11 protein-coding genes are annotated in these 13800 nt (G+C 71.2%); 5 read left to right on the forward strand and 6 right to left on the reverse strand.

The window, feature by feature from the left end:
• The first annotated feature begins 77 nt into the window (after positions 1 to 77).
• Positions 78 to 653, forward strand: a complete 576-nt coding sequence (locus ACIQ5Y_RS17165) for a DUF6114 domain-containing protein (RefSeq protein ID WP_403880491.1) — start codon at positions 78 to 80, stop codon at positions 651 to 653.
• On the forward strand, positions 643 to 1920 hold the full coding sequence (locus tag ACIQ5Y_RS17170; RefSeq protein WP_403880493.1) for a hypothetical protein: 1278 nt from the start codon (positions 643 to 645) through the stop codon (positions 1918 to 1920). The genes ACIQ5Y_RS17165 and ACIQ5Y_RS17170 overlap by 11 nt, the downstream gene beginning before the upstream one ends.
• 110 nt (positions 1921 to 2030) lie before the next feature.
• On the opposite strand, the gene pyk is transcribed toward ACIQ5Y_RS17170, so the two are convergent.
• The 3 genes from pyk to pta all read right to left on the reverse strand — a co-directional run bounded on the left by pyk (position 2031) and on the right by pta (position 6864).
• Positions 2031 to 3461, reverse strand: coding sequence for a pyruvate kinase (pyk, locus tag ACIQ5Y_RS17175; protein WP_376659541.1), 1431 nt, complete (start codon positions 3459 to 3461; stop codon positions 2031 to 2033).
• Between the two features lie 62 nt (positions 3462 to 3523).
• On the reverse strand, positions 3524 to 4738 hold the full coding sequence (locus tag ACIQ5Y_RS17180; RefSeq protein ID WP_403880495.1) for an acetate/propionate family kinase: 1215 nt from the start codon (positions 4736 to 4738) through the stop codon (positions 3524 to 3526).
• 44 nt (positions 4739 to 4782) lie between these two features.
• Entirely contained in the window at positions 4783 to 6864 is a 2082-nt protein-coding gene (gene pta / locus ACIQ5Y_RS17185) for a phosphate acetyltransferase (protein ID WP_403880497.1), read from the reverse strand.
• A 272-nt stretch (positions 6865 to 7136) separates the two neighbouring features.
• Between pta and ACIQ5Y_RS17190 the strand changes: the two genes are divergently transcribed.
• A complete protein-coding gene (locus ACIQ5Y_RS17190) occupies positions 7137 to 8162 on the forward strand; it encodes an ATP-dependent 6-phosphofructokinase (protein WP_385122155.1) in 1026 nt (341 codons plus the stop codon).
• A gap of 128 nt (positions 8163 to 8290) precedes the next feature.
• Here the strand turns inward: ACIQ5Y_RS17190 and ACIQ5Y_RS17195 are convergent, their stop codons facing one another.
• Positions 8291 to 8983 carry a helix-turn-helix domain-containing protein gene (locus ACIQ5Y_RS17195; protein WP_403880499.1) on the reverse strand — a complete coding sequence of 231 codons (693 nt, stop codon included), beginning with the start codon at positions 8981 to 8983 and terminating at the stop codon, positions 8291 to 8293.
• A 267-nt stretch (positions 8984 to 9250) separates the two neighbouring features.
• Between ACIQ5Y_RS17195 and ACIQ5Y_RS17200 the strand changes: the two genes are divergently transcribed.
• Together ACIQ5Y_RS17200 and ACIQ5Y_RS17205 are read left to right on the forward strand one after the other, a co-directional pair.
• A complete protein-coding gene (locus ACIQ5Y_RS17200; RefSeq protein ID WP_403880501.1) occupies positions 9251 to 9643 on the forward strand; it encodes a MerR family transcriptional regulator in 393 nt (130 codons plus the stop codon).
• A 29-nt stretch (positions 9644 to 9672) separates the two neighbouring features.
• Positions 9673 to 10026, forward strand: a complete 354-nt coding sequence (locus ACIQ5Y_RS17205) for a thioredoxin family protein (RefSeq protein WP_403880503.1) — start codon at positions 9673 to 9675, stop codon at positions 10024 to 10026.
• On the opposite strand, the gene glgB is transcribed toward ACIQ5Y_RS17205, so the two are convergent.
• Together glgB and ACIQ5Y_RS17215 are read right to left on the reverse strand one after the other, a co-directional pair.
• The gene (gene glgB / locus ACIQ5Y_RS17210) at positions 10016 to 12307 is read right to left on the reverse strand and encodes a 1,4-alpha-glucan branching enzyme (RefSeq protein WP_403880505.1); all 2292 of its coding nucleotides are present in this window, start codon (positions 12305 to 12307) and stop codon (positions 10016 to 10018) included. The genes ACIQ5Y_RS17205 and glgB overlap by 11 nt on opposite strands.
• Positions 12304 to 13737, reverse strand: a complete 1434-nt coding sequence (locus ACIQ5Y_RS17215; protein ID WP_403880507.1) for a maltokinase — start codon at positions 13735 to 13737, stop codon at positions 12304 to 12306. Before ACIQ5Y_RS17215 ends, glgB begins: the two co-directional genes overlap by 4 nt.
• Between the last annotated feature and the right edge of the window lie 63 nt (positions 13738 to 13800).

Genomic DNA, 13800 nt, shown 5'->3' on the forward strand with positions numbered 1-13800 from the left:
GCGCGATTCGTCGCCGTCCGCCCCGTCCGGGCTCCACAGAGTTCTCCGTACCACCCGTTTCCAGGGAGCTGTTGTCCATGAACCCCCAGGCCCCGGTTTACGTTCGCGCCGAAGACGACGCCTGGCTCACCGTGGTGTACTACTACGTCCACGCCTGGACCGGTAGGCGTCCGTTCTGGGCCGGGCTGTTCACGCTCGTCAGCGGATTCCCCATCGCGTACTTCCCGTACGCCGACCTCCGCCTGGGCAACATCACGCTCGCGATGGCCACCACGGGTGGCGCGGGCGCGCTGATCATCGGCGTCCTGCTGATCACGCTGGGCCTGGCCCTGTGGTTCCAGCAGGCCATCCGCGTCTTCGCCGGTGTCGCCTCGATCCTGCTGGCCCTGGTCTCGATCCCGGTGTCCAACCTCGGCGGCTTCGGACTGGGCTTCATCCCCGCGATGATCGGCGGCGCCCTCGCGCTGTCGTGGGCCCCCGGGCAGCCGGCGGACGAGGAGCCCGCGGACCAGCTGCCGGCCGCCGGGATCGACATGGCCAAGGCGGAGCAGGTGGCGGACCCCCAGGGCGTGCCCGCGCCGCGCGGGGCGGAAACGGCATACGCGAGCGAGACGACTGCCCACGCCGATGGCGGGAGGAACAGTGCGGGGTGACGAGACGCAGCGGGGCTTGGCCCCCGGCGCAGAGTCCCGTGAGATCAAAGGGCCGCGACACGCGGCCCCCAGGAAGTCGCTGCTGACCAAGCTCCAGATACCCGTCGGCAAGACGATGGCGCTGGCGGCGATGCCGACGGCCGTGTTCGTCGGAATGGGCATGGCGCCGAAGCTGGCCGTGGCCGACGACAAGGACATCCCCTTCGCGCCCGGGCCGTGTGTGACGCGGTCCGACGAACCCGCGGAGACGAAGTCGCCGTCGCCTTCGAAGTCGCCGTCCCCGAGTGCGTCGGCCGCCGAGACCCCCTCGCCGTCCGCGTCGGCGGCGAAGCCGAAGCCGAGCGGGACGACGTCCCCGAACCCGACGGCCACCAAGCCCACGGCCGACAAGTCCCAGACGGAGAAGTCCGCCGCGGACAAGCAGGCGGCCCCCGCCCCGACGGCCACGTCGGCCAAGACCACCAGCCCGCTGGACCCGCTGGGTGTCGGAGACGCGCTCAAGGGCCTTGTCGACGGGATCACCAAGCCCCTGACGGACCCGAAGGCCACTCCCACCCCCACGCCGTCCACGACCCCGACGAAGACCCCGCCGAAGGACACCGCTCCGGACCCGGCCGCGGACGCGATCCGCGACGCCGCGAAGAAGGCGGGCGTCGACGTCCAGGAGCTGTCCGACGAGGTCAAGGACACCGTCACGAAGCCGAAGGACGAGACGGGCGAGAAGGCCGACGAGGACAAGGCCGAGGACGGGGCGACGAAGGACCCGGACGGGAAGGAACCCTTCCCCTGCCCGACCTACGACGCCAAGGCCCTGGCCGACGCCGAGCTGGAGCAGGGCATCCCGCTCCTGCCGGACGAGCCGTGGTACCTCGACAGCTCGCTGCTGACCCTCTACGGCCTGGACTACCACGGCATCGTCGAGGTGAAGACGGCCGGCGGCAAGACCAAGAAGGTCCTGAAGTTCACCGCGGACTCGCTGGACATCAAGGACCTGTACCAGACGGTCGGCAAGGACGGGAACGTCGCCCACCTGAAGTCGCGTCCGGGCTCCACGTCCAGGATCCGCGGCGGCACGGTGACGATGTACACGGAGAGCCTCAAGGGCAACCTCTTCGGTCTGATCCCGATCGAGTTCACCCCGAACAGCCCGCCGCCGCTGAACGTCCCCTTCGCGTTCTTCACGAACGTCAAGGTCGTCCAGGCCGGCCAGTTCGGCGGCACCCTGACGGTGCCCGGACTGAAGAACTACATCGGCCCGCCGGAGTAGTCCCGAGCGGTCCCGCCGCACGCACGGAGAAACGCCGAGGGCGGCACCCCGATCGATCGGGGTGCCGCCCTCGGCCTCTGTGCGGCAGAGTTCAGGCGGTCCGGCGACGATCAGTCGCGCTCGCCGCCGCCCAGGTGGTGGACCCGGACCATGTTGGTGGTGCCCGGGACCCCGGGGGGAGAGCCGGCCGTGATCACCACGGTGTCGCCCTCGTTGTTGCGGCCGAGCTTCAGCAGCTCGCCGTCCACCAGGTCGACCATCGCGTCGGTGGTGTCCACGTGCGGGACGATGTACGACTCGACGCCCCAGCTCAGCGTGAGCTGGTTGCGGGTGTGCGGGTCGGTGGTGAAGGCCAGGATCGGCTGCGTGGCGCGGTAGCGCGACAGGCGGCGGGCCGTGTCACCGGACTGGGTGAAGGCGATGAGCGCCTTGCCGTCGAGGAACTCCGCGATCTCGCAGGCCGCGCGGGCGACGGAGCCGCCCTGGGTGCGGGGCTTCTTGCCCGGGACCAGCGGCTGCAGGCCCTTGGACAGGAGCTCCTCCTCGGCCGCCGCGACGATCTTCGACATCGTCTTGACGGTCTCGATCGGGTAGGCGCCGACCGAGGACTCGGCGGACAGCATGACCGCGTCGGCACCGTCGAGGATCGCGTTGGCGACGTCGGAGGCCTCGGCGCGGGTCGGGCGGGAGTTGGTGATCATCGACTCCATCATCTGGGTCGCGACGATCACCGGCTTGGCGTTGCGGCGGCACATCTCGATGAGCCGCTTCTGGACCATCGGGACCTTCTCGAGCGGGTACTCGACGGCCAGGTCGCCACGGGCCACCATGACCGCGTCGAAGGCCGCGACCACGGCCTCCATGTTCTCGACGGCCTGGGGCTTCTCCACCTTGGCGATGACGGGGACCCGGCGGCCCTCCTCGTCCATGACCTTGTGGACGTCCTTGACGTCGTTGGCGTCGCGGACGAAGGACAGGGCGACCATGTCGCAGCCCATCCGCAGGGCGAAGCGGAGGTCGTCGACGTCCTTCTCCGACAGGGCGGGGACGTTGACCGCGGCACCCGGCAGGTTGATGCCCTTGTGGTCCGAGATGACACCGCCCTCGATGACGATGGTCCGCACCCGCGGGCCGTCGACCTCGGTCACCCGGAGCTCGACGTTGCCGTCGTTGATCAGGACCTGGTCACCCTTGGCGACATCGCCCGGGAGGCCCTTGTAGGTGGTACCGCAGATGGACTTGTCACCCGGGACGTCCTCGGTGGTGATGGTGAACTCGTCACCGCGCACCAGCTCGACGGGACCCTCGGCGAAGGTCTCCAGACGGATCTTCGGGCCCTGGAGGTCGGCGAGGACGCCGACGGCGCGCCCGGTGTCCTCGGAGACCTTCCGGACGCGGTCGTACCGCTCCTGGTGTTCTGCCTGGGACCCGTGGCTGAAGTTGAATCGGGCCACGTTCATACCTGCCTCGATGAGTGCTTTCAGCTGCTCATACGAGTCGACGGCGGGGCCCAGCGTGCAGACGATTTTGGAACGGCGCATGAAGCGGATCCTATCCGTTTGTTTCGTAGCGGAATATTCCGTCTGGCGGAAAGTCCAAGTGACTACTCGGTAACCAGCGCGTACGCCTGGGAGGCGATCTCCAGTTCCTCATCGGTCGGGACCACGGCCACGGCCACCCGCGCGTACTCCGCCGAGACCAGCCGGGGCTCGGGGGAGCGCACCGCGTTGGCCTCCAGGTCCAGCGCCAGGCCCAGCTCGGCCAGACCCTCCACGGCGGCCTCCCGGATCCAGGAGGAGTTCTCCCCGACCCCGGCCGTGAAGGCGACCGCGTCCACCCGGCCGAGCACGGCCGAGTAGGCACCGATGTACTTCTTCAGCCGGTGCACGTACGAGGCCAGCGCGAGCTGCGCCGAGGCGTCGCCCTCCTCCGCCCGCCGCTGGACCTCGCGCATGTCGTTGTCGCCGCACAGGCCCAGCAGACCGCTCTTCTTGTTCAGGAGCGAATCGATCTCATCCACCGAGAGGCCCCCCACCCGGGCCAGGTGGAAGACGACCGCCGGATCGAGGTCGCCCGAGCGGGTCCCCATGACCAGGCCCTCCAGCGGGGTCATCCCCATGGAGGTCTCCACGCAGACCCCGCCGCGCACGGCCGAGGCGGAGGCGCCGTTGCCCAGGTGGAGCACGATCACGTTCACGTCCGAGGGCGCCTTGCCGAGCAGCGCCGCCGTCGCCCGCGACACGTAGGCGTGCGAGGTTCCGTGGAAGCCGTACCGCCGGATGGAGTACTTGTCGGCCGTCGCGGCGTCGATCGCGTACCGGGCCACGTACTCCGGCATCGTCGAGTGGAAGGCCGTGTCGAAGACGGCCACCTGCGGGATGTCCGCGCGCAGCGAGCGCGCCACCTCGATCCCCGTCACGTTCGCCGGATTGTGCAGCGGCGCGAGCGGGATCAGGCTCCGGATCTCCGCCAGCACCTCGTCGTCGATCACCGTCGGCTGGGTGAACCGCGTCCCGCCGTGCACCACCCGGTGCCCGACCGCGGCCAGTTCGGGTGAGTCCAGGCCCAGCCCGTCGGCGGCCAGCTCCGCCGCCACGGCCCGCAGCGCGGCCCCGTGGTCGGCGATCGGGCCGAGCCGCTCCCGCCGCCCGCCCGAGGCGCCGGGTCCGGCGAGGGGTTCGTGAACCAGCCGGGAGGTCTCCTCCCCGATGCGCTCCACCAGACCGGCCGCCAGGCGGGAGGAGTCCGCCATGTCGAGCAGCTGGTACTTGACCGACGAGGAGCCGGAGTTGAGGACGAGTACGCGCGATGCGGTCACGGTGAGGGGTCTTTCCTTCGGGTGCGGTCGGGTGCGGTGGAGGGTTACTGGGCCTGCGGCCGGGACTGCGCCTGGATCGCGGTGATCGCCACGGTGGTGACGATGTCCTGGACCAGCGCCCCGCGCGAGAGGTCGTTGACCGGCTTGCGCAGGCCCTGGAGGACGGGACCGACCGCGACGGCGCCCGCCGAACGCTGCACGGCCTTGTACGTGTTGTTGCCCGTGTTGAGGTCGGGGAAGATCAGCACCGTCGCGCGGCCGGCCACCTCGGAGCCGGGCAGCTTGGTCGCCGCGACCGAGGGCTCCACGGCCGCGTCGTACTGGATCGGGCCCTCGACCGCGAGGTCGGGGCGCTGCTCGCGGACGATCTCGGTGGCCTTGCGGACCTTGTCCACGTCGGCGCCCGAACCCGAGGTCCCCGTCGAGTACGACAGCATCGCGATCCGGGGCTCGACGCCGAACGCGGCGGCGGTGGCGGCCGATTGGACGGCGATGTCCGCCAGCTGTTCGGCGTTCGGGTCGGGATTGACCGCGCAGTCCCCGTAGACGAGGACCTTGTCGGCCAGGCACATGAAGAAGACGGAGGAGACGATCGACGCCTCCGGCTTCGTCTTGATGATCTCGAAGGCGGGGCGGATGGTCGCCGCGGTGGAGTGCACCGACCCGGAGACCATGCCGTCGGCCAGACCCTCCTGGACCATCAGCGTGCCGAAGTAATTCACGTCGGTGACCACGTCGTTGGCCAGCTCGACCGTCATGCCCTTGTGGGCGCGGGCCTTCGCGTAGTACTCGGAGAACCGTTCCCGCAGCGGTGAGGTCTCCGGGTCGATCAACTGCGCGCCCGAGATGTCGATGCCGAGGTCAGCGGCCTTCTTCAGGATCGCCTGCTCCTCGCCCAGCAGGGTCAGGTCGCAGACCCCGCGCCGCAGCACCACGTCCGCGGCGCGCAGCACGCGCTCCTCGGTGCCCTCGGGCAGCACCACCCGGCGCCGCTCGGACCGGGCCCGCTCCAGCAGCCCGTGCTCGAACATCATCGGGGTGATCCGCTCCGAACGGGCCACCGACAGCAGGCCGCGCAGCTCCTGGGTGTCCACGTGACGCTCGAACAGGCCGAGCGCGGTCTCCAGCTTGCGCGGGGTCGCCGAGTTCAACCGGCTCTGCAGGGAGAAGAGTTCGGCGGCGGTCGGGAAGCTGTTGCCGGCCACCGAGACCACCGGGGTGCCCGGCGCGAGCTTCGAGGCCAGCGTGAGGATGTCCTGCGTCGGGCGCTCGTTCAGCGTCAGCAGCACACCGGCGATCGGCGGGGTGCCCGAGGTGTGCGCGGCCAGCGCGCCCACGACCAGGTCGGAGCGGTCCCCGGGGGTGACGACCAGGCAGCCGGGCGTCAAGGCGTTCAGGAAGTTCGGCAGCATGGCGCCGCCGAAGACGAAGTCCAGCGCGTCGCGGGCCAGCCCGGCCTCGTCGCCGAGCAGCACCTCGCCGCCGAGCGCCCGGGTGATCTGGGCGACGGTCGGGGCGGACAGCGACTTGTCGTCCGGCAGCACGTAGCAGGGCACGGGGAGCCGGGCGGCAAGACGCTCGGCTATGACGTCGCGGTCCTCGGGGGCCACCCGGTTGACCACCATCGCGACGACGTGGCAGCCCAGGCTCTCGTAGGCGCGGTAGGCGTTGCGTGCCTCGGCGCGCACGGCGTCGGCGGAGTGCTTGGTGCCGCCCACCACGGGGACGACCACCGCGCCCAGCTCGTTGGCCAGGCGGGCGTTGAGGGCGAGTTCGTCGGGGAGGTTGGTCTCCGCGTAGTCCGTGCCGAGGACGAGCATGACCTCGTAGTCGCGGGCCAGCCGGTTGTAGCGGTCGACGAGCTGGGAGACCAGCTCGTCGGTGCCCTTCTCCGCCAGGATCGCCGAGGCCTCCTGGTACTCCATCCCGTAGGCCGTCGCCGAGTCCTGGTCTATCCGGTAGCGGGCCTTCAGGAGCTCGAAGAGACGGTCGGGTCCGTCGTGGAGCAGCGGACGGTAGACGCCCACCCGTCCCGTCTGCCGGGTCAGGATCTCCATGATCCCCAGCTCGACGACCTGCCGGCCGTCACCCCGCTCGATGCCGGTCACGTACACGCTGCGCGTCACGCGTGAATCTCCGTCCCATGGTGGAGTCGATTGACCCGATTGGTGTGGGCTTGCCCTCTTGACGATACCGCTGCGGACAGAGGGGACGCCCGCCAGGAAATGGGCCTGTCAGGGGGGTCGAAAGGCCTTCGGAGCGGAGCACCAGGAAGCGCGCCCCACCCCGGGCCCGTGGAACAATCGGACACGATTCACCAATACGCCCTTCATATCTACGGCCAGCCGGTCGCCCGCACGCGTACGGCCGGACGATCAGGAGCAGGAGACACAGCACGATGCGTATCGGAGTTCTCACCGCAGGCGGCGACTGTCCGGGCCTCAACGCTGTCATCCGATCGGTCGTACACCGGGCACTGGTCGGTCACGGGGACGAGGTCATCGGCTTCGAGGACGGTTTCAAGGGCCTCCTCGACGGCCACTACCGCCCCCTCGACATCAACGCCGTCAGCGGCATCCTCGCCCGGGGCGGCACCATCCTCGGCTCGGCCCGCATGGAGCGCGCACGTCTGCACGAAGCCGCCGAGAACGCGCAGGAGCTGGCGAAGCGGTACGGGATCGACGCGCTCATCCCGATCGGCGGCGAGGGCACCCTGACCGCCGCCCGGATGCTGTCGGACGCCGGAATGCCGGTGGTCGGCGTGCCGAAGACCATCGACAACGACATCTCCTCCACCGACCGCACCTTCGGGTTCGACACCGCCGTGATGGTCGCGACGGAGGCCATCGACCGCCTGAAGACCACCGCCGAATCGCACCAGCGCGTGATGGTCGTCGAGGTCATGGGCCGCCACGCCGGCTGGATCGCCCTGGAGTCCGGCATGGCCGGCGGCGCCCACGGGATCTGTCTGCCGGAGCGCCCCTTCGAGGTGGACGCCCTGGTGAAGATGGTGGAGGAACGGTTCTCCCGCGGCAAGAAGTTCGCCGTCGTCTGCGTGGCCGAGGGCGCGCACCCCGCCGAGGGCAGCATGCCGTACGAGAAGGGCGAGATCGACGCGTACGGACACGAGCGCTTCGCCGGCATCGGCAACCGCCTCGCCATCGAGCTGGAGCACCGCCTCGGCAAGGAGGCCCGCCCGGTCATCCTCGGCCACGTCCAGCGCGGCGGGACCCCCACCGCCTACGACCGCGTGCTCGCGACCCGCTTCGGCTGGCACGCCGTCGAGGCCGTCCACCGCGGTGAGTACGGCAACATGACGGCCCTGCGCGGCACCGACATCGTGATGGCCCCGCTGGCCTCCGCGGTCACCGAACTCAAGACGGTCCCCGAGGACCGCATGTACGAGGCCGAATCGGTCTTCTGAGCCCTCCGGCTCCCTCGGGTCCTTCGCCGCGCGGCCGGGACTTCCGACCCCACTTCCGCAGCCGAACGGCCCCGGGTCCGTCCTCCTCCAGGACGGCCCGGGGCCGTTCGCACACGACCCGACGTGTCCTAAGCCGCACCGCCGGCGAGGTTCCAGAAGCGGTCCACGATCTCGGCGAGGAACTCCCGCCCCGCGTCCCCGCTCGCCGCCTCGCCCCCGCCGCCGCCCCAGCTGAGCGTCGCGACCATTCGCGACTGGTACTCGGCGTGCAGCTGCTCCAGCACCCGCTCCAGGTGGCCCCGGGGGATCGGCAGCAGCTTGCCCAGCGGCTTCACGTACGCCTGCCAGCGGGTGGTCACCGCACTGCGCAGGGCGTCGGCGAGCTCCTCGTTCTTGCCGGTGGCGGTCAGGAACTGGGCCAGCGTCAGCCCCAGCACCGTCGCCAGCGCGGCGGACTGCCGCTCGTTGCCCTTCCAGCGCCCGGAGTCCTCCATCTTCTGGTAGGCACCCGGTTCCACGCCGATCCGCCGGGCCAGTTCCTCGGGGGCCAGCCCGCGGGCGATACGGTGCTCCCGCAGGGTGACCGGCTCGGCGAGCAGCTCCCCGGGTGAACACCACAGGACGCCCGCCAACGCTGTGAGCTCGGCGGACGTGGGCGATATCTCGCCACGCTCCCAGGCCATCACCGTCTCGGGCGCGACGACGAGTCCGTACTGGGCGTGAAGGCCGTAGGCGACGTGACCGGGTGCCATGCCCAGGGCCGCGCGCAGGCGGCGCGCGGCGGGGGCATTGAATGGTGGGCTGGATTGCACACGGCACACCGTAGAAGTGGCCAAGGCGCGGCGCCTACAGACCAAACAAACAAGCCCATAACTCGTAGGAAAGTCCTACGGTGTTAAGGGCTTTTGCCGGTCTGTGAGGCGACTGTCCGGTAATCGGGGCACTTGAAGATCCACTTCCGCATACGGTTCCAGGTCGAACCCGGCGGCGCAAGAGTCATCACATCCTCCTCACATGTGAATCGCCGTCCCTTCGCGCGTGCATCACTTTCTTGCCTTGACGTCGGCGTCAAGGCATAGCGTCGGGGCATGCGAATCGGCGAACTGGCGGAACGGGCCGGGACCAGCACGCGGACCCTGCGCTACTACGAATCCCGCGGGCTGCTGACCGCGCGGCGGAGCGGCAACGGGTACCGCACCTACGACGAGGACGACCTGCGCCTGCTGCGCCAGATCCGCATGCTCCAGGACTTCGGGTTCGAGCTGGAGGAGACCCGCCCGTTCGTGGACTGCCTGCGGGCCGGGCACCCCGCCGGGGACTCCTGCCCGGCTTCGCTGGCCGTCTACCGGCGCAAGCTCGCCGAGATGGACGCGCTGATCGGGCAGCTGGCCGACGTACGGGAGCAGGTCGCGCGGCAGCTGGCCGAGGCCGAGGCGGCCGCCGGGGAGCAAGCCGTTCCGCGCTGCGAGATGACGGGCTGAAGAGCCCACGACGTGAGAGGGGAAACGACGTGATCCGTGCCCATGGTGTGCCCGAGGTGACCGACGGGGATTTCGAGGCCGAGGTGCTCGCGGAGCGGGGCCGGCCCGTCCTCGTGGAGTTCACCGCGGACTGGTGCCCTCCGTGCCGGCAGCTCGCACCCGTCCTGTCCGCCGTGGCCGCCGAGGAGGCGGACCGGCTCAAGGTCGTGCAGCTCGACGTGGACAGCAACCCCGCAGCCGTCGCCCGGTACGGGGTGCTGTCCATGCCGACCCTGCTCGTCTTCCGTGACGGCGAGCCCGTCCAGCAGATGGTCGGCCTGCGCGCCAAGCGCAAGCTGCTCCAGGAGCTGGAGGAGGAGATGGCGAAGGCCGTTACGGCCTGAGCCAGATCGTCGCCAGCGGCGGGAGCGTCAGGCGCAGGCTCGCCGGCCGGCCCTGCGCCGGCACCGGCTCGGGCCGCAGCGGCCGCGCGTGGTGGACGCCGCTGCCGCCGTAGAGCTCCTGGTCGGTGTTGAGCACCTCCCGCCACAGCGGCACCTCTTCCGGGACGCCGATCCGGTACCCGTGCCGGACCACCGGGGAGAAGTTCGACACCGCCAGGAGCTGCGAGCCGTCCTGCGCGTACCGCAGGAAGGCGAACACGTTGTCCTCCGCCGCGTCGGCCTCCACCCAGCCGAAGCCCTCCGGAACGGTGTCCCGCTCCCACAGGGCGGGCGACGCCGTGTACGTGCGGTTCAGATCGCGCACCAGGTTCCGTACGCCCCGGTGGTCACCGGCCGCCGCGTACGAGTCGTCCAGCACCCACCAGTCCGGCCCGTACACCTCCGACCACTCCGACCCCTGAGCGAACTCCTGCCCCATGAAGAGCAGCTGCTTGCCCGGGTGGGCCCACATGAAGCCCAGGTACGCCCGGTGCGCGGCACGCTTCTGCCACCAGTCCTCCCCGGGCATCTTCGACACCAGCGAGCCCTTGCCGTGCACCACCTCGTCGTGCGAGATCGGCAGCACGTAGTTCTCGCTGAAGGCGTAGATCATCCCGAAGGTCATGTCGTGGTGGTGGTACTTGCGGTGCACCGACTCCTTCGACATGTAGCGCAGCGTGTCGTGCATCCAGCCCATGTTCCACTTCAGGCCGAACCCCAGCCCGCCCGAGTCCGTGGGCCGGGTGACCCCGTCCCACGCCGTGGACTCCTCCGCGATCGTCACCACGCCCGGGCAGCGCCGGTACACGGTCGCGTTCATCTCCTGGAGCAGCGCCACCGCGTCCAGGTTCTCCCGCCCGCCGTGCTCGTTCGGCGACCACTCGCCCTCGCCGCGCGAGTAGTCGAGGTAGAGCATCGAGGCCACCGCGTCCACGCGCAGCCCGTCGACGTGGAACTCCTCGCACCAGTACACGGCGTTGGCGACGAGGAAGTTGCGCACCTCCTTGCGGCCGTAATCGAACTCCAGGGTCCCCCAGTCCGGGTGCGCGGCCCGGCGCGGATCCTGGTGCTCGTACAGCGGCCGCCCGTCGAACTCCGCGAGCGCCCAGTCGTCGCGCGGGAAGTGCGCCGGCACCCAGTCGACGATCACCCCGATCCCCGCCCGGTGCAGGGCGTCCACCAGGGAGCGGAAGTCGTCCGGCGTGCCCATCCGCGAGGTCGGCGCGTAGAAGCCGGTGACCTGGTAGCCCCACGAACCGCCGAAGGGGTGCTCGGCGACCGGCATGAACTCCACGTGCGTGAAGCCCAGCTCCTTCACGTACACCGGGAGCTGCTCCGCGAGCTGCCGGTAGCCGATCCCGGGCCGCCAGGACGGCAGGTGCAGCTCGTAGACGGAGAACGGCGCCTGGTGGGCGGGGCGGGAGCCGCGCGTCGCCATCCACTCCGCGTCCTGCCACACGTACCGGGAGGAGGCGACCACCGAGGCGTTCGCCGGGGGCACCTCCGCGGACCGGGCCATCGGGTCGGCGCGCAGGGTGTGGCTCCCGTCGGGGCGCGTGATGTCGTACTTGTACAGCGCACCCGCGCCCACGCCCGGCAGGAACAGCTCCCACACGCCGGAGGAGCCCAGCGAGCGCATCGGGTAGGCGACGGAGTCCCAGTACGAGAAGTCCCCGGTGACCCTGACCCCCTGGGCGTTCGGCGCCCACACCGTGAACCGGGTCCCGGCCACGCCCTGGTGCTCCATCGGCTCGGAGCCCAGTGCCTTCCACAACTGCTCGTGGCGGCCCTCGCCGATCAGGTGCAGGTCCAGCTCGCCGAGGGCGGGCAGGAACCGGTAGGGGTCGTGGACCTCGATCTCGTCGCTGTCGTAGGTGACCAGCAGCCGGTAGTCCGGCACCCCGGTGAGCGGCAGCAGCCCGGAGAACAGCCCGTCGCCCTCGTCGAAGAGTTCGGCGCGCAGCCCCTTGGCGACGATGGTCACCGTCTTGGCGTACGGGCGCAGCACGCGGAAGGCCACGCCGCCGCGCTGGGTGCGGGCGCCGAGCACGGAGTGCGGATCGTGGTGGCGGCCCTCCAGGAGCCGGGCCCGTTCCTCCCCGCCGAGTGCCGGGGCCTGCCGGACCCCGTGGGGCGGGGCGGCGCGGCGGGCCCGCGGGGCGCGGGCCTTCTTCGCCGCCGCCGGTACGGGTGCAGCGGCTTCGTCGCGGACGGTCGGTGACGGCTGTCGTGCGGCGCTCACGCGAGCGGCCTCCTCGGGGGCTTCGGGTGGGGGGTGGTGCCCGGGGTGGGCGGGGGCATGCGGTGGGCGGGGCGCTGCGGCTCCGACAGCCGGCGGATCGCGGCCATCGGGACGTGCAGCCAGTCGGGACGGTGCCGGGACTCGTAACGGGCCTCGTACACCGCCTTGTCGGTCTCGTACGCGCGCAGCAGTACGGGATCCTCGCGCGGGTCGCGGCCGGTGGTGCGGGCGTAGCCCTCGCAGAAGGCTGCCCGGCAGTCGTCCGCCCAGGCCGGGGCGAAGGGCCGGTGCGAGCGGGCCGCGTAGTCGAAGGAGCGCAGTATCCCCGCGATGTCGCGGACGGCCGGTTCGGGGCGGCGGCGGTCCGCGAGCGGCCGGGCCGGTTCGCCCTCGAAGTCGATCAGCGCCCAGCTGCCGTCGGCGGTGCGCAGGGTCTGGCCCAGGTGGAGGTCGCCGTGGATGCGCTGGGCGGACACCCCGGTGCCCCGGGAGGCGGCCAGCGCGTCGAAGGCCCCCCGCAGTCCCGCCTCGTAGGGCCGCAGCGCCGGCACCTCCCGGGCGGTGGCAGCCAGCCGCGCCGTCATCCCGGCGGCCAGCCGGGCCGTCTGCTCCGGGCCCAGGGCGAGGGTGGGCAGGGCCGTGGCGAGCGCGCTGTGCACCTCGGCGGTGGCCCGGCCGAGCGCGTACGCCTCGGGGGTGAAGTCCGCCCCCGCGTCGAGCCGGCGCAGCGCCAGCTGCCAGCCGTCGTCGGAGCCGCGCAGGTACGGCTGGAGCACGCCCAGGGTCAGCGGCTCGCCGCCGGGCAGCCCGGCCTCGTACCAGGCGACGGGCGCCGGGACCCGGGTGCAGCCGGCGGACGCCAGCGCACGGGGCAGTTCCAGGTCGGGGTTGACCCCGGGGCCGACCCGGCGGAACACCTTCAGGATGTACGAATCCCCGTAGATCAGCGAGGAGTTGGTCTGCTCGCCGGAGAGCGGCCGGGGTGTGAGCCCGGCCGGGATCGGCGCGCCCGGGTCCCGGTCGAAGCTGAGCGGTCCGAGCGCGCCGGGGGAGCGCAACCGTTCCAGCAGCATCGCCGCGAGCCGGGGGTCGCCCAGTGCCTCGTACACCGCCCGGCCCCGGTAGGGGCCGTCCTCGGCGTGCCCGATCAGCGCGGGCGCGAGGGCCGGCGGCAGCGGGGACGGGCGGATGCCCAGGAGGAGCTGGTAGCAGTCCCCGTCGACGTCGAGGAGCAGGTGCAGCAGTCCGGGGGTGGATCCCGGCGGCAGCAGTTCGGCCGCCGAGACGGCCCTGAGCCTGCTGATGGTGCGGCCCTTGCCCGCGAACCAGCGTTGCGCGGGCAGCCAGGCCCGCAGCATCGGTTCCAGCGGGCCGATCCCGGTGGCCCGGTCGGCAGTCAGCCGGTTCCGGGCGGATGCAGCCTCCGACATGGCGTCGCGTCCTTTCCCCGGGCCGTCACAGAATGCGCAGAGTGTCCCGGATGTGCGGCAGTT

Source organism: Streptomyces sp. NPDC096339 (assembly GCF_044762985.1).
Classification (GTDB): Bacteria; Actinomycetota; Actinomycetes; order Streptomycetales; family Streptomycetaceae; genus Streptomyces.